The sequence below is a fragment of the Streptomyces sp. NEAU-YJ-81 genome (assembly GCF_017592595.1).
Taxonomy (GTDB): domain Bacteria; phylum Actinomycetota; class Actinomycetes; order Streptomycetales; family Streptomycetaceae; genus Streptomyces; species Streptomyces hygroscopicus_B.
On the sequence record NZ_JAGFNO010000015.1, the window covers coordinates 180,915 to 196,014 of the forward strand.

General features: G+C 70.1%; 13 protein-coding genes. 8 read left to right on the forward strand and 5 right to left on the reverse strand.

What is annotated here, in order from left to right; genetic code table 11:
- The first annotated feature begins 36 nt into the window (after window positions 1-36).
- The 5 genes from J5X86_RS28680 to larC all read left to right on the forward strand — a co-directional run bounded on the left by J5X86_RS28680 (window position 37) and on the right by larC (window position 5,703).
- Window positions 37-1,176 (forward strand): XdhC/CoxI family protein, encoded by a 1,140-nt coding sequence (locus J5X86_RS28680; RefSeq protein WP_208519600.1) that lies wholly within the window; start codon window positions 37-39, stop codon window positions 1,174-1,176.
- A gap of 113 nt (window positions 1,177-1,289) precedes the next feature.
- Window positions 1,290-2,714: a lactate racemase domain-containing protein gene (locus J5X86_RS28685; RefSeq protein ID WP_208519601.1), complete on the forward strand. Its 1,425-nt coding sequence runs from the start codon at window positions 1,290-1,292 to the stop codon at window positions 2,712-2,714.
- A 280-nt stretch (window positions 2,715-2,994) separates the two neighbouring features.
- Window positions 2,995-3,819: an ATP-dependent sacrificial sulfur transferase LarE gene (larE, locus tag J5X86_RS28690; protein WP_208519602.1), complete on the forward strand. Its 825-nt coding sequence runs from the start codon at window positions 2,995-2,997 to the stop codon at window positions 3,817-3,819.
- Window positions 3,816-4,499 (forward strand): nickel pincer cofactor biosynthesis protein LarB, encoded by a 684-nt coding sequence (larB, locus tag J5X86_RS28695; protein ID WP_208519603.1) that lies wholly within the window; start codon window positions 3,816-3,818, stop codon window positions 4,497-4,499. The genes larE and larB overlap by 4 nt, the downstream gene beginning before the upstream one ends.
- Window positions 4,492-5,703, forward strand: a complete 1,212-nt coding sequence (gene larC, locus J5X86_RS28700; protein ID WP_308124763.1) for a nickel pincer cofactor biosynthesis protein LarC — start codon at window positions 4,492-4,494, stop codon at window positions 5,701-5,703. The genes larB and larC overlap by 8 nt, the downstream gene beginning before the upstream one ends.
- Window positions 5,704-5,922: 219 nt before the next feature.
- Here larC and J5X86_RS28705 read toward each other — a convergent pair whose 3' ends face one another.
- From J5X86_RS28705 to J5X86_RS28720, 4 genes are all read right to left on the reverse strand, one after another.
- Entirely contained in the window at window positions 5,923-6,807 is an 885-nt protein-coding gene (locus J5X86_RS28705; protein WP_208519605.1) for a sugar phosphate isomerase/epimerase, read from the reverse strand.
- Between the two features lie 122 nt (window positions 6,808-6,929).
- Entirely contained in the window at window positions 6,930-7,928 is a 999-nt protein-coding gene (locus J5X86_RS28710; protein WP_208519606.1) for a sugar phosphate isomerase/epimerase, read from the reverse strand.
- 24 nt (window positions 7,929-7,952) lie between these two features.
- Window positions 7,953-9,158 (reverse strand): Gfo/Idh/MocA family protein, encoded by a 1,206-nt coding sequence (locus tag J5X86_RS28715; protein ID WP_208519607.1) that lies wholly within the window; start codon window positions 9,156-9,158, stop codon window positions 7,953-7,955.
- Window positions 9,159-9,351: 193 nt separating this feature from the next.
- Window positions 9,352-10,395, reverse strand: a complete 1,044-nt coding sequence (locus J5X86_RS28720; protein ID WP_208519608.1) for a substrate-binding domain-containing protein — start codon at window positions 10,393-10,395, stop codon at window positions 9,352-9,354.
- Window positions 10,396-10,633: 238 nt separating this feature from the next.
- On the opposite strand from J5X86_RS28720, the gene J5X86_RS28725 reads away from it, so the two are divergent.
- Both J5X86_RS28725 and J5X86_RS28730 read left to right on the forward strand, forming a co-directional pair.
- Window positions 10,634-11,665 (forward strand): LacI family DNA-binding transcriptional regulator, encoded by a 1,032-nt coding sequence (locus J5X86_RS28725; RefSeq protein WP_208519609.1) that lies wholly within the window; start codon window positions 10,634-10,636, stop codon window positions 11,663-11,665.
- A gap of 108 nt (window positions 11,666-11,773) precedes the next feature.
- A complete protein-coding gene (locus tag J5X86_RS28730) occupies window positions 11,774-12,436 on the forward strand; it encodes a TOPRIM nucleotidyl transferase/hydrolase domain-containing protein (protein ID WP_208519610.1) in 663 nt (220 codons plus the stop codon).
- A gap of 99 nt (window positions 12,437-12,535) precedes the next feature.
- Here J5X86_RS28730 and J5X86_RS28735 read toward each other — a convergent pair whose 3' ends face one another.
- Window positions 12,536-13,483: a methionyl-tRNA formyltransferase gene (locus J5X86_RS28735; protein ID WP_208519611.1), complete on the reverse strand. Its 948-nt coding sequence runs from the start codon at window positions 13,481-13,483 to the stop codon at window positions 12,536-12,538.
- A 242-nt stretch (window positions 13,484-13,725) separates the two neighbouring features.
- Here J5X86_RS28735 and J5X86_RS28740 point away from each other — a divergent pair, with 242 nt between their 5' ends.
- Window positions 13,726-15,081 (forward strand): lysine N(6)-hydroxylase/L-ornithine N(5)-oxygenase family protein, encoded by a 1,356-nt coding sequence (locus J5X86_RS28740; RefSeq protein WP_208519612.1) that lies wholly within the window; start codon window positions 13,726-13,728, stop codon window positions 15,079-15,081.
- Window positions 15,082-15,100 lie beyond the last annotated feature (19 nt).

The following is a 15,100-nucleotide window of genomic DNA, read 5'->3' on the forward strand; positions in this document are numbered from 1 at the left end:
CGCGCCCGGTGCCTGAAGGCCGGAGGATGAACCGCAATGCGTGAACTGACACCACGGCTGCGCCAGTGGCTGGCCGAGGGGACGGTCTTCAGCCTCGCCACCGTGGTCAAAGTCAGCGGCAGCGCTCCGCGCGAGCCCGGAGCGGCGATGGCGGTCAGCGCCGCCGGGGAGGTCGTCGGGAGTGTGTCGGGCGGCTGCGTCGAAGGTGCGGTGTTCGAGGCGGCGACGGAGGTCCTGGAGACCGGAGAACCACGCCGGGAGACCTACGGCTTCGGTGATGAAACGGCCCTCTCGGTGGGTCTGACCTGCGGCGGGATCATCGAGATCCTCATTCAGCGTGTCGACCCCGCCTCCTCGGTCACCCGGGTGCTCGACTCGATCGGCGAAGAGGAGCCGGTGGCGGTCGCCACGGTGATCGACGGACCGGCACCGCCCGGCGCGCGGCGCTGTGTCTGGCAGGACCGGGCGGACGGCACGCTGGGCGACGAGCGGCTCGACGCCGCGGTGACCGAGGACGCCCGCGGCCTGCTCACCCACGGGATGACCGGCATCAAGCGCTACGGGGCGCACGGAGAGCGCTGCGGGGAGGACATCGCGGTATTCGTCCAGTCCTTCGCACCGGCGCCGGGAATGCTGGTCTTCGGCGCCAACGACTTCGCCGTGGCGCTGAGCCGCGTGGGCTCCGATCTCGGGTATCGGGTGACCGTATGTGATGCGCGCCCGGTGTTCGCCCGGGCCGGACGGTTTCCGCGGGCGCACGAGGTCGTCTGCGCGTGGCCGCATGACTACCTGGCCCGGACCGAGGTGGACGAACGCACGGTCATCTGCGTGCTCACGCACGACCCGAAGTTCGAGGAACTGCTTCTGATGGCCGCGCTCCGCACCCCGGCGGCGTACATCGGTGTCATGGGAAGCCGCCGCACGCACATCGACCGCACCGGGCGACTGCGGGAGCGGGGCGCCACCGGGGCCCAACTCGCCCGCCTCTCCTCTCCGATCGGCCTGGACCTGGGGGCCCGCACTCCGGAGGAGACAGCGGTCTCCATCGCCGCGGAGATCATCCAGCGACGCCAGGGCGGCACCGGGCTTCCGCTCGGCCACCGGTCGGGCCCCATCCACCGGCGCACGCTCCCGCAGACGGCCGTGCCGGTCGGAAACCGTGATCGTGACCGTTGACAGGGTCTGAAATTTCGCCTAGCGTCCAAAATCTTGAACAGATGGTATGAAGCGTACGGTCCGTTGAGCATCGTTGCCGCGATGCGGGGCCAACTGCCGGGAGAGGGCCGACGATGACCGGAACATTCCACGCGCGCATCCCCTATGAGTCGCTGGACCCGCTGACCATCGGCGTCATGGACGACGAAAGCAACGTCCGCCGCGAAGAACTCGAACTCGACATCCCTGAGCGCAACCTGCTCGCGGCGATCTACCCCGACGAACCCCCCGCGGTGCCGAACACCACCGACGAGGCGCGGCGCGCACTGGCCAACCCGGTGGCCGGGCCGAGTCTCGCGCAGTTGCTCGAGGGCGGCCGGAGCATCACGGTCATCATCGACAACCAGTTCCGGCCCACACCGGCTTCGAAGATCCTTCCGGCGGTACTCGACGAGATCGAACGGGCGGGCACGACCAAGGCCACCGTCATCACCGGTAATGGCAAGGTCATTTCGATGTCACAGCGCGACATCGAGCAGAAGGTCGGCCGGGACAACCTCGCGCGCATGGCCCGGCTGGGCATCCCGCTGCTCCAGAACGACCCCCTCAACTACGACGTCTACACCCACCTCGACATCACCTCGCGGGGCACACCCGCATGGGTGCATGAGTCCGTGACCAGCCACGACGTGGTGATCGCGATCGGACAGGCACAGGCCAACCACTGGGGCTACGGCGGAGGCGGCAAGCTGGTCATGCCGGGAGTGTGCGCCGACATCACCATCGAGGCCAATCACGGCAACTTCGTGATGTCGCCCCAGACGCACTACGGGGCGCTGGCCGGACCGATGCGCTCGGACATCGATGAGATCGCCACGATGGCCGGGCTCACCGCGACCCTGGACGTCCTGCTCGACACCCGCGGCAAGGTGATCGAGATGAACTTCGGGGCACATCCGGTGTCGCACCGCAGGACCATTGAGCGGTTCAACGAGATCTACGCCTTCGACAGCCCGGTCGCCGAAAGTGGCCCGGCCGACATCGTCATCTGCGGGGTGTTCGCGCCCACCGACCATCTGTTCTTCCACACCGGCTGGGGCTGCATGTCCGCCGACCACGTGGTGCGCGACGGCGGCACCGTCATCTACACCAGCCCGTCGCCCGGTGTGCGGACCGAGACGGGTTTCTTCCCCGGGCTGGCCCTGATGGATCTGATGAAGCCCTACATGCCGCCTTCCGAGGCCGGTTACCACCGGCTGCTCAAGGACATCCACGCCCGTGAGATCCAGATGTGGGCCGGCTGCATCTGGGCCCCGATCTACGAGGTCATGGTGCGCAAGCACCTGACCCTGGTCACCCTCGAGGAGAACCTCGCCATGGCGGCCGACATCGGCATCGACGCCACCACCTCGCTGGATGTGGCGTTCGCCGCGGCGATGGAGCGCCATGGCCCCGACGCCAAGGTGGCCATCCTGCCCTTCGCCCGGTACCAGTTGCCCCGCGAGCTGGTCCGGCTGGACGCCCAGCCCCTGCGTTTCCCGCAAGAGGCACTGCGGTGAGTGCGGACGGGCCACCCCGGCCACCGGTCCGGGGTTCGACCACCATCACGGAACTGATCAGGCGGCACCCTGACGGCTCCGCGACGCGGTTGCTGTCCGCGATCGGAGTGGGCTGTGTCTACTGCGGTGGAGCTCCGCGGGAGCCGATCACCCTGGCCGCCCGTCGGCACGGCCGTGACCCGGGGGCGTTTCTGCGGGTATGCCAGGCGCTCGATGACGGGTGGCCGTCGGATGAGTTGATCGCCGCCGCGAAGGCGAAGAAACCCAAGGAGGGCTGACTGTGCACACCACCACCCCGCTGGAGGCCCTGACCGCGCGCATCGGCGCCGTCGGCAGTGCCGTCGTCGCCTTCTCGGGCGGCGTCGACTCGTCGCTGGTCGCGGCGGTGGCGGCGCGAGCGCTGGGGCCACGGGCGCTGGCCGTGACGGCCGTGTCGTCCGCACTGGCCACCGGCGAGCTCGAGGAGGCGTGCGCGGTGGCCGCCTCGGTCGGTATCGCCCACGAAGTCGTCGACACCGCCGAGCTGGCCCGCGAGGGTTACCGCCGCAACGACCGTTTCCGCTGCTACCACTGCAAGTCCGAACTCTACGACCGGCTGGATGAACTCGCCGCGCGGCGCGGCTACGCCGCGGTGCTGTCCGGTGCGAACGCCGACGATGTCGGCGACTGGCGCCCGGGGCTGCGCGCCGCGGCCGAGCACGGTGTACGGCATCCCCTGCTGGAGGCCGGTCTCGGCAAGGAAGCCGTCCGGGCGCTGGCCCGCGACCTGGCCGTGCCCACCGCCGAGAAACCGGCCTCCCCATGCCTGGCCTCCCGCCTTCCGTACGGCACGGCCGTCAGCGGTCCCGTGCTCGCGCGGGTCGACAGGGCGGAGCTGGCGCTCAAGCGGCTCGGCTACCGGGTTCTGCGGGTGCGGCACCACGGGCGGCTCGGCAGGGTGCAGCTTGCCGCCGAGGAGCTCGTGCGGGTGGGTGATCCCGGGGAGCGCGCCGCGGTGGTGGCGGCCGTGCGGGCCGCCGGCTACGAGCAGGTGGAGATCGATGAACAGCCCTTCCGCTCCGGCTCGTTGAACCTTCCGATCACTCCCGTGGAGCGAAGCCGGTGAGCGGGGTGGTCGGAGTCGACGGGTACGCCCGGCTCGATGTGGACCGCAGGACGCGGACGGGCATCCCGGAGGTGGTCTTCGGTACGGGCAAGCCGCCCGAGCAGACGCTGCGGCTCCTGGCCGAGCTGCGGGCGCATGACCGCACCGGCCCGGCTCTGGCGACCCGCTGCCCGGAAGCGGTTCTCGACGCCGCGGCGGAGGCGTTTCCCGGCGAGGCGGTGAGCGTCGACCGGACGGCCGCGACGGTCACCGTCGGGGAGCCGCCACCACCGACGGGGCAAGCCCTGGTCCTGACCGCGGGCACGACCGACCTGCCGGTGGCCCGCGAATGCCTGGTCACGCTGACGGCACTGGGCGTGGGCGCCGAGGTGGTGGCCGACGTCGGAGTGGCCGGACTGCACCGGCTGCTGGCGAAGCTGGACGACGTGCGCGCCGCGGACTGTCTCGTCGTCGTGGCGGGAATGGACGGAGCCCTGCCGAGCGTGGTCGCCGGGCTTGTCGCGGCCCCGGTCGTCGGTGTGCCGACCAGTGTCGGGTACGGCGTGGCCGCCGGAGGCGTCGCCGCCGCCGCGACCATGCTGTCGTCCTGCAGCCCTGGGCTGGCCGTGGTCAACATCGACAATGGCTTCGGCGCCGCCGTGCATGTGGCGAAGATCCTCGGGGTGGCGCGCCGTGGCTGAGCGAGCGTGCTGGATCGACGCCACGTCCGGGCTGGCGGGCGACATGCTGATGGCCGCCCTCCTCGACGCGGGCGCGGACCATGACCGGGTCGCCGCCGCGGTGGCGTCGCTCGGTCTCGGCGTCGCCGTACGCGCGGAATCCGACCGGCGCGGCGGATTCCGGTGTCTGCGCGCCCAGGTCCGCGTCCCCGGGGGACCTCCGGTGTACCGGCACCTGGACGACGTCCTGGCGCTGGTCGAGTCGGCAGAGCTGGGCCCGGACGCGAAGAGCTACGCCCGGCGGGTGTTCGACGTGCTCGCTCACGCCGAAGGCGGCGTGCACGGAACCGCCCCCACCGCGGTGCACTTCCACGAGGTGGGGGCGCTGGACGCGCTGGCCGACGTCGTGGGCTGCGCGGCGGCGCTGGACGACCTCGGGCTGCTCACCGGAAGCCCCGTGGTGACCACCTCGCCACTGGCGTCCGGAAGTGGCACCGTGCGCGCCGAGCACGGCCGGCTGCCGGTGCCCACCCCGGCCGTGTTGGGCATCGCCGCGCGAGCGGGCCTGCCGCTGACCGAGGGAGACCTGGAGGGGGAACGCACGACCCCCACCGGGGCGGCCCTGGTCGCGGCGCTCGCCCGGCCCGGGGCGTTTCCCGCCATGACGGTCCGGAGCGTCGGCATCGGCGGCGGTTCCCGGGACCCCGCCGACCGCCCCAACATCACCCGGGTCGTCCTGGGCACCGCCCAGGAGACCGTCCGCCGGCCCTCCGGCGATGTGCTGGTGGTCGAAGCCACGATCGACGACCTGGATCCGCAGCTGTGGCCGTCGGTGCTCGCCGCGGTCCGGGCCGCCGGCGCCTGGGACTGCTGGACGAGCCCGGTCACCGCCCGGCACGGCCGGCACGGACAGGTCCTCACCGCCCTGTGCGACGAGAGCCTGCGGGGGGCGATCGTCGACACGGTGTTCCGTCACACCACCACGCTGGGGGTGCGCTGGTCGTCCTGGCAACGGGCCACCCTTCCCCGCCGGTCGGTGACCGTGGCCGTCGGACCCGAGGGGCGACGGCAGCGCATCAGCGTCAAGGTGTCCGAGGTCGGAGACGGGAGCCGTACGGTCAAACCGGAGCTTTCCGATGTGGAATCGGCGGCCGAAGCCCTGGATCTGCCGCTGCGTGTGGTGGTGGATCAGTTGATGACCGAGTTCCAGCGCCAGCACCCGTGAAACCGGTCCGGGGAGGGGCGCCGTCGCCGCCTGCGAAGCCGACCCCTCCCTGGCCGCCCTGCGTATGGCTTCGCCGCCAATGGCCGAAGCCCGACCGGCGCGGCCGGAAGCCGCCGAACCCACCGAAGAGGGCCGTATGGTGGCCCTTTTCGGTGGCGGCGGATCCGGCTTCCGGCCCCGCCCGTCGGCGTCAGGGCACGTCAGCGGCGGCTCCCGGGGTCAGCTGCCGCCGAGTGCGCCGGAGCCGAAGTACTTCTCGATCAGGGCGGTGGCCTTCTCCCGCTGGCGGACGCTGATCTCGGCTGCCCGCTCCTCCCAGCCGAACACACACGAGGACACCACGCCATCGAAGCCGACCGGGGCGAGCGCGGCGAACACCTCGTCGAAGTCGACCTCGCCACGGCCGACTTCGGCGTGCTGGTGCACCCGCGCGGGCGATCCGGGCGGGTTGACGATGTAGCGCAGCCCGTTCGATGCGGTGTGGTCGAGCGTGTCGGCCAGATGCACATAGGTGACCTTCTCACCGGCGTGGGTGATGATGCCGGTGGCGTCGTTGCCCTGGTGGAAGGTGTGCGGGGTGCAGTAGAGGAACGAGATCCACTCCCGGTTGAGCCCGCGCACCAGGTTCACCGCGGTGTGGCCGTCCTCGATGAAGTCGTCGGGGTGCGGTTCGAGCACCAGCTTCAGGCCCTCGCGCTCGAAGACCGGGATCAGCTCGTCCATCGAGCGCAGGAACTGGCTCTCGGCGAACTCCGCCGCCTCGGGGCGGCCGTTGAACTCGGAGTTCATGGTGTCGACGCCCAGATCGACGGTCATCTGGATGGCCCGCTTCCAGGCCCGGACCGCGGCCTGCCGTTCCTCCTCCCCGGGGCCGGACCAGCGCAGCACCGGCAGCACCGAGGCGATGCCCACCCCGGCGTCGGCGGCGCGTTTGCGCAGCTTGGCGACCGTGGCGTCGTCGGCGCGCGGGTGGCCGAAGAAGGGAACGAAATCGTCCTTGGGCGAGAGCTCCATCCAGGAGTAGCCCATGCGTGCGACCACATCGGGCAGCTCCAGCACGGAGTGCGTCGCGTAGAACATCTGTGGATCCAGGGCGAGTTTCACCGCTGTCCTCCGTCGCGATTGGTGTGGGTGGTGCCGGGTGGCCCGGTGCCCGGCCCGCGGGAACGTGGCCGCGTGTGGGTAACGGAGCCACGTGCGGGAACGGGGCCACCTGCGGGAGCCGGTCAGAGGTCGGCCGCGGCCTGGTTCAGGTTCTTGGCGGCCAGGGCGAGCCCCTCGGCCTGGGAGTACGCGGCGTCCTCGTGCTCGATGTTGACGGCCATGTCGGGATCGACCTCGGCGAGGGCGCGCAGGAACTCCGTCCAGTAGGCGACGTCGTGTCCGATGCCGACGGCGACGAACTTCCAGGCGGGGTCCTTGGGCCAGGCGTTGCACCAGAACCCGTAGCCGGTGGGCACCTTGCCGGGATCGTCGGCCGGTACCCGGGTGAACGAGGTGTCCAGTACGCCGCGGATGTCGGCGCCGGGGCAGAGCATGGCGTCCTTGGCCGCGGCGTGGAACACCAGCGGGCCCAGCCACTTGATGGCGGCGACGATGTCCATGCCCTGCCACATCAGATGCGACGGGTCCATCTCGGCGCCGAGGTTCGTGGCGCCCGTCGCGTCGATGAGCCGCTTGAGCGTGACGGGGGAGAACACCACGTTGTGCGGGTGCATCTCGATGGCGACCCGGACGTCGTTCTCGCGGGCCAGGGCGTCGATCTCCGTCCAGAACTCGACGGCCACACCCCACTGGTAGTCCAGCACGTCCATGTAGACGCCGTCCCACGGGTTCACGACCCAGGAGGGGTACCTGGCGTCGGGGTCAGAGCCGGGGGTGCCGGACATGGTCACGACGTGCTTCACGCCGAGCAGGCCCGCGAGCCGGATGGTACGGCGCAGATCGTCGGCGTGCTTGGGCCCGACCCCCGGGAGCGGGTTGAGCGGGTTGCCGTTGCAGTTGAGCCCGGTCAGCTCCATCCCGCGGTCGGCGAACGTCGCCAGGTACTCCTCACGCGCGGTGGCCGAGGACAACAGCAGGTCGACCGGGCAGTGCGGGGCGGGGATGAAGCCACCGGTGTTGACCTCCACCGAGGTCAGGCCGTTGGACCGCAGCACATCGAGGGCCTCGGTGAGGGTCCGGTCGTGCAGACAGGCGGTGTAGGCGCCGAGCTTGAGGGCCATTGCTTTCTCCTTCGGTGTGGCGGGTCAGGCGTGGGGCACAACCGTGGCGACCGCGCCACCGTTGCGGGAGGATTCGACGACCGCCTGGATGATTTCCATGGTTCGCAGCGCGTCGGCGAACGTGGCGCATGCGGGCAGTGGTTCGGCCACCCCCGCCACCTGGTCGAGGAAGGCCCGGGCCTGGTAGGTGAACATCTCGGCGTTGCCGCCGCCCACGCCCGGCGCCTCCATCGGGTAGCCGCCCGCGAAGTACGGCAGTTGCGGACCGGCGATGATGTGGCGTGCGCCGCGCGTGCGGGCCTCCGGCTGCGCGTCGTCGAAGAGGTACTCGGCCGGCCGGTGCTGGTCGAACGCGGCCCGGCCGCCCAGCCCCACGACGTCGAAGGAGAGCCCGTTGGGCAGGCCGAAGGCGGTGCGCGACAGCGAGAAGGTGCCCACGAGACCGGACTCGAAGCGTGCGGTGAAGGACGCTGTGTCCTCGTTCTCGACCTCGCCCACCTCGTCCGAGACGGGCGCGGCGTTGTGGCCGACGACCGCGCCCAGCGGCAGGGGCCGCTTGGGGATCTGCGTCGACAGCGAGGCGCCCGAGACCGAGGCGATGGGTCCGGCGACGTACTCGGCGACATCGATGACATGCGCGCCGACGTCCCCGAGCGCGCCGGAGCCGGGGCCGCCCTTGAACCGCCAGCTCAGCGGCCCGTTCGGGTCGGTCGCATAGTCGCACCAGTACCGGCCGCTGAACAGGCTGAGGTCGCCCAGCTCGCCACCCCGGACATGGTCACGGATCGCGGCGATGGCGGGGGAGCGCCGGAAGGTGTATCCGACGGCGGTGACGACATCGGCGGTGCGCTCGACCTCGGCCATCGCACGGGCGTCCGCGAGCGAGCCGGCCAGCGGCTTCTCGCACAGCACGTGTTTGCCCGCGGCGATGAGCGCCTCCGCGATCGGCCGGTGCAGGTGGTTGCCGACGACGATGCTGACGGCGTCGATCGAGGGGTCCTCGACGACGGCCTCCCAGCTCGGAAGCGCCGTCTCGTACCCGTAGCGGCGGGCGGCGTCCTCACCGAGCTCGATGTTGGCGTCGGCGATCGCGGCCAGGCGGACCGGCGGCAGCCCGGCGCCGTAGACGGTGTTCACGTTGCGGTAGCCCGCGGCGTGGGTGCGGCCGGCCATTCCGGCCCCGATCACCGCCACGGAGATGGGCTTGCCGGAGCTGGGGTGGGTGGGCATGGAGGTGCCCCCTTTCACGGTGAGGGTTGGACTCCGGGGACGGCGCTTCTTAAAGCGCTTTAAGAGCAGCTTGGGCAGTACGATGCCCGGGCTCAAATGTCATGTCAATAGGTTGTCGCTACACGATGACGCGGATGTTTCCGCGACGGCTACGAGGGATTCGCCGCTCGTGCCGTGGAATGGGCGCTAGCCATCACCGGGTCCCCTTCGTGGCGAACTCGGCGATCTTGTCGATGTTGCCCTTGTCGACGAACGCCGGTCCGGTCAGCACGGGTTCCACGCCGCCGCCGCTGTAGTTGCCGTTGTTCTTGTACAGCCACAGGGCGTCGATGGCGAGGTAGCCCTGGAGGTAGGGCTGCTGGTCGACGGCGAACTGGATGCTGCCGTCCTTGATGCCGGAGACCAGTTCCTTGTTGAGGTCGAACGTGGCGACCTTCGCCTTGCTGCCCGACTCGGAGAGCGCCTGCGCGGCGGTCAGTCCGATGGGTGCGCTGAGGGTGACCACCTCGTCGATGGAACTGTCCTGCTTGAGCTTGGCGGACATCGTGGACTTCACCGACGGCATGTCGGTGCCGTTGACGTAGAGGATGCTCGTCCTGCCCTTGAACGTCTTCTTCAGCCCGGCGCAGCGCTCTTCGAGGTTGACGTCGCCCTGTGTCTGGATCACGCAGAGGGCATGTTCGGCGCCGGTGCCGTTGAGCCTGGTGCCGAGCGCCTGGCCGGAGACGGACTCGTCCTGACCGAAGAACGACAGCAGGCCCTGCTTCTTCCAGGCGGACAGGCCCGCGTTGAGGCCGACGACGGGGATACCGGCCTTCTCGGCCTTGGCGATCACGGCCTTCAGGGCGTCCGGCTTGGCGAGGGTGACCGCGATGCCGTCGACCTTCTGGTTGATGGCGTTCTGCACGAGGCCGGCCTGGTCGCCGGCGTTCTCGTCGCTCGCATAGATGAGCTTGACGTTGTTCTTGGCTGCGGCGGTCTGGGCGCCCTTGCGGACGGTGTCCCAGAAGGTGTCGCCGGAGGGTGCGTGGGTGATCAGCGCGATCGTCATACGGGGGGTGTCGGCCTTGCCCGCGGAGACGTTGTTCGCGGCTTCTTGGGCCTTCTTGCCGCCGGAGCTGCTGGAGCAGCTCACGAGGGTGAGCGCGGCCGCGGCGGTCAGGGCCACGGCGGGGGCGATTCTGCGGGAGCGGGAGCGGGAGCGGGGGCGGGGGCGGGATGTCGATGTCCGGTTCATGGCTCGTGCACCTCGTATGCGGGTGGGAGGGGGGAACAGGGTGGATCCGGTGTGGCCTGTCTCCGTGACCGGCGGCGTCCGTACAGCCGTGAGGGAGTACGCGCTTCGGAGTGGACTTCGTGGAACAGCGAGAGGTTTTGAGACGCGGCTTTAAAGCGCTTTAAGTTCCTGGTACTATCGGCGCGTTTCCTGGGGGTGTCAAGGGTGTTGCGCGAGGAGATGGCCGCGGGAGGTATCAGTGGGTGACGTCGGTTCCGAGCGCCACCGGAGTGGCACGGACAAGCGCCCCCGGCTGGAGGACGTGGCCGCCCGGGTGGGGCTGTCCACGGCGTCGGTGTCCCTGGTCCTGCGTGGCGTGCCCGGCCCCAGTGAACGCACGCGGCAGCGTGTCCTGAAGGCCGCCGCCGACCTCGGCTACCAGGCGGACCGCACCGCCAGCCTGCTGGCCAGCAGGCGCACCCGGCTGCTCGGCGTGATGGTCGACATCCACAGCCCCTTCCACGCCGAACTGGTCGAGCACCTGCATACGGCCGCCGAGGAGGTCGGCTACGACCTCGTCCTCAGCACTCAGACCCGCACCCGCGACGAGCACACCGCCGTCGAAACCCTGCTGGCCTTCCGCAGTGAGGCTCTGATCCTGCTCGGCCCGACCGCCCCCGCCGACACGCTTGCCGCCCTCGACCGCAAGGCCCCCGTGATCGCTGTCGGCCGCCGGATCGCCGACGCCGAGCTGGATGTGGTCCGTACCGCCGACGACGACGGTGTGAGCCAGACCGTCGGCCATCTGGTCGGCCTCGGCCACCGTGAGATCGTCTACGTCGACGGGGGCAAGGGCGTCATCGCCACCGACCGGCGCCGCGGCTACCGTACGGCCATGCGCCGCCACGGCCTGGGCGCGCACATCCGGATCCTGCACGGCGACAACACCGAAGCGGCCGGTGAGCGCGCCGCTCGCCACCTCCTCGACAGTGGCGAGCTGCCCACCGCGGTCGTGGCCTTCAACGACCAGTGCGCCATCGGTGTTCTGGCCGCCCTCTCCCGCGCCGACATCGCCGTCCCGGGCGAGGTGTCGGTGGCCGGTTACGACGACGACACCCTCTCCCGGCTCAGTTGCTTCGACCTGACCACCGTCAGCCAGAACGCGCGGGAGCAGGCACGGCAGTCGGTGGCCGCGGCCGTCGAACGCCTCGACCAGGGCCGTACCGAACCCCGCGAGGTCGTTCTCCCGCCCCGTCTCGTCGTACGTGGCAGCACAGCCGGTCCGGCCTGAGCGGGCGGCTCCATTCGTTCGCGCCGTCGCGCCCGACCGCTCACCGGCGAGCGGCGCGCCGACGGAAATTCCCTACCGTGCTGGCCGGGAAGGGCGGAGACTCCTCTCATGGCAGACATGGGGGCGTTCCGGGAAGCGGTCGTCGCGTGGGCGGCCGGTGCGCCCGGGGGCCGCGCGCGCGAGCTGGCCGCGCGGCTGCCCGTCCGGGCGGCCGTCCTGCTCGAAGGGCCGAGCGATGTCGCAGCGGTCGGCGCGCTGGCCGCGAGCCGCGGCCGGAACCTGGCGGCCGAAGGAGTCTGCGTCCTGTCGATGGGTGGTGCGATGAGTGTCGGGCGCTTCGCCCGCCTCCTCGGGCCATCCGGCCTGGGCCTTCGCCTCACGGGACTGTGCGACGAGGCGGAGCGTGGCTATTACGCCCGCGGCTTGGAGCGGGCCAATGCGGAAGAACCCAACGCGGCGCGGCCCCATGCGGCACAGCCCAATCCAACACAGCAACGGTTCTTCGTCTGCGCGGTGGATCTGGAGGATGAGCTCATCCGCGCGCTGGGCGTGACCCGGGTGGAGGAGCTCGTCCGGGCGCAGGGCGACCTGCGCGCCCTGCAGACCTTCCTGCGCCAGCCCGCACAGCGGGGCCGCGCCTCACAGCAGCAGTTGCGGCGCTTCCTCAGCACGAAGAAGGGGCGCAAGATCCACTACGGTCGCGTCCTCGCCGAGGCCCTCGACCCCGACCGCATACCCGCCCCGCTCGACGGCCTGCTCACCAGCCTCTGACCGCCGGGCCGAAGACGATGGCCACCGCACGGGCCTCCGGGTCCGCGCGGTGGCAATGTCCTCTCGGCCCACGGGAGTCGCGGTGGGTGGGTTCCCGCGTCAGGGGCGGCTCGTCAGGTAGCCGCCCATGGAGGTGAAGTACTCCGTGGCGGCCATCTCGTGGCCGTCCTCGGTCCGTACGCGTGTGATGGCCAGGCCGTGGTTGCGGCCGGTGCGGGCGTCGGCTCCGGCGACGATCACCACGCCGTCGCCCTCGCGGTAGAAGATGCGGCCGGGAGTGCCGCCGTACCGGCCCTGGGACACGACCGCGGCCAGGATTTCGAGGCGCTTGCCCTTATGGAAGGCGTAGGTGCTGGGGTACGGCTCGGACTGGGCGCGGACCAGGCGCTCGAGGTCCTCCGCCCGCCAGCTCCAGTCGATGCGGATGTCCTCGATGGACCGCTTGTGGAAGAAGCTCGCCTGGGACCGGTCCTGCTTGGTGAACTCCGTCTGCCCGGAGGCGATGAGGTCGAGCGCTCCGATGGTGACCGGGGCGATGAGGTCGACGGTCTTGTGGAAGAGGTCGGTGGCGGTGTCGGTCGGTCCGACCGGAACCGCCTCCTGCCGGACGATGTCGCCCGCGTCGAGTTCGTCGTTCATCATGTGTGCGGTGACGCCCACTTCGGACTCGCCGTTGATCAGGGCCCAGATCAGCGGGGAGAAGCCGGCGTACTTCGGCAGCAGCGCATCGTGGATGTTCAGCGTGCCGTGGCGGGGCAGGCCGAAGATGCGCGGGGGGATCCATGTCCGCCAGTTGTTCGCCACGATGATGTCCGGGTCGGCTTCCTTGAGGCGCTCGAACAACTCGTCGTCGTCAGGGCGGTTGCGGATCAGCACCGGGACGCCGTGCTCTTCGGCGAGGTCGGCGACGGAGTCACTCCAGATCTTCTCGTACGCGTGCTCGCTCTTGGGGTGCGTAACGACGAGTACCACGTCGTGCTCGGAGTCCAGGAGGGCTTGCAGGGTGCGGTGCCCCCAGGTCTGGTAACCGAACATGACGACCCGCATGGGGTTCCTCCTCGAAGCAGGGGATGACCGGGATCAAGTAAAGCAAGGCTTACCTTAGCCTGCAACGGGCGTATCTGGTGGCGTAGTTGGCGTGTGCGATTGCCTGATCCGCCCTATCGACAGGCTTGCGGGTTTAGCTTAGGCTCACCTAAGTTTCAGTGGACATGCCGCTTCGTCGGCGTGCGTGCCCACCGCGACTTCCCCACGCCTGACAGGCGATTGCCCCGCACGATGGGAGTGACATGTCACAGGTTCTTCCTGGTGACGCATCAGTGGTCCACGACCTCATTGGCATCGGCTTCGGGCCGTCCAATGTGGCCATGGCGATCGCACTCAGCGAGCACAACGCACGCGCCGCCGGGGGAGAGGAGATCAGCGCTCACTTCTTCGAGCAGCAGCCGCGCTTCGGCTGGCACCGAGGCATGCTGATCGACGACGCGACCATGCAGGTGTCCTTCCTCAAAGACCTCGTGACGCTGCGGAACCCGGCCAGTGAGTTCAGCTTCCTCTGCTATCTGAAGAGCAAGGGGCGGCTGATCGACTTCATCAACCACAAGAACCTCTTCCCGCTGCGAGTGGAGTTCCACGACTACCTCGAGTGGGCCGCGGCCAAGGTCGGGGACATGGTTTCCTACGGCCATGAGGTCGTCGGCGTCGCGCCTGTGGTCCGTGACGGGGCCGTTGAGTACGTGGATGTGACGGTCCGTTCGGCGGAGGGGCTCGCGGTCCACCGGGGCCGCAACCTCGTCATCGGCACCGGGCTGCGTCCCCTCATGCCCGAGGGTGTGGAACGCGGTGACCGCGTCTGGCACACCTCTGAACTGCTGGCGAAGGCCGACGGCCTGGAAGGCACCTCGCCGTCCCGGTTCATCGTCGTGGGCGCCGGGCAGAGTGCCGCCGAGAACGTCGCCTACCTGCACCGCCGCTTCCCGGAGGCCGAGGTCTGCGCGGTCTTCTCCCGCTACGGCTACAGCCCCGCGGACGACAGCGGTTTCGCCAACCGGATCTTCGACCCCGCGGCGGTCGACGAGTACTTCGCCGCGCCCGAGGACGTCAAGCGCCGGCTGATGGACTACCACGGGAACACCAACTACTCCGTGGTGGACATCGACCTGATCGACGATCTGTACCGGCAGATGTACCAGGAGAAGGTCCTCGGCGTGGAGCGGCTGCGCTTCCTCAACGTGTCCCGGCTCGCCGACGTCAAGGAGACGGAGACACAGGTCCGTGCCACCGTGACATCCCTCGTCACCGGCGAGGAGACGCTCCTGGACGCGGACGTGGTGGTCTTCGCCACCGGCTACAGCCCCGCCGACCCCCTCGGCCTCCTCGGCGAAGTCGCCGAGAGCTGCCTCCGCGACGACGAGGGCCGCATCCGCGTCGAGCGCGACTACCGCATCGCGACGGATCCCGGGCTGCGCTGCGGCATCTATCTGCAGGGTGGTACGGAGCATACGCACGGCATCACCTCCTCCCTGCTGTCCAACACCGCGACCCGGGTCGGCGAGATCCTGGACTCGCTCCTCGACCGGGGTGTCCCATCCGCTTCCGACGGGGCCCGGCCGGTCGCCGACGGAGTCGGCAGCACCGCTCGATAGGGGGATGACGTACTGAGAC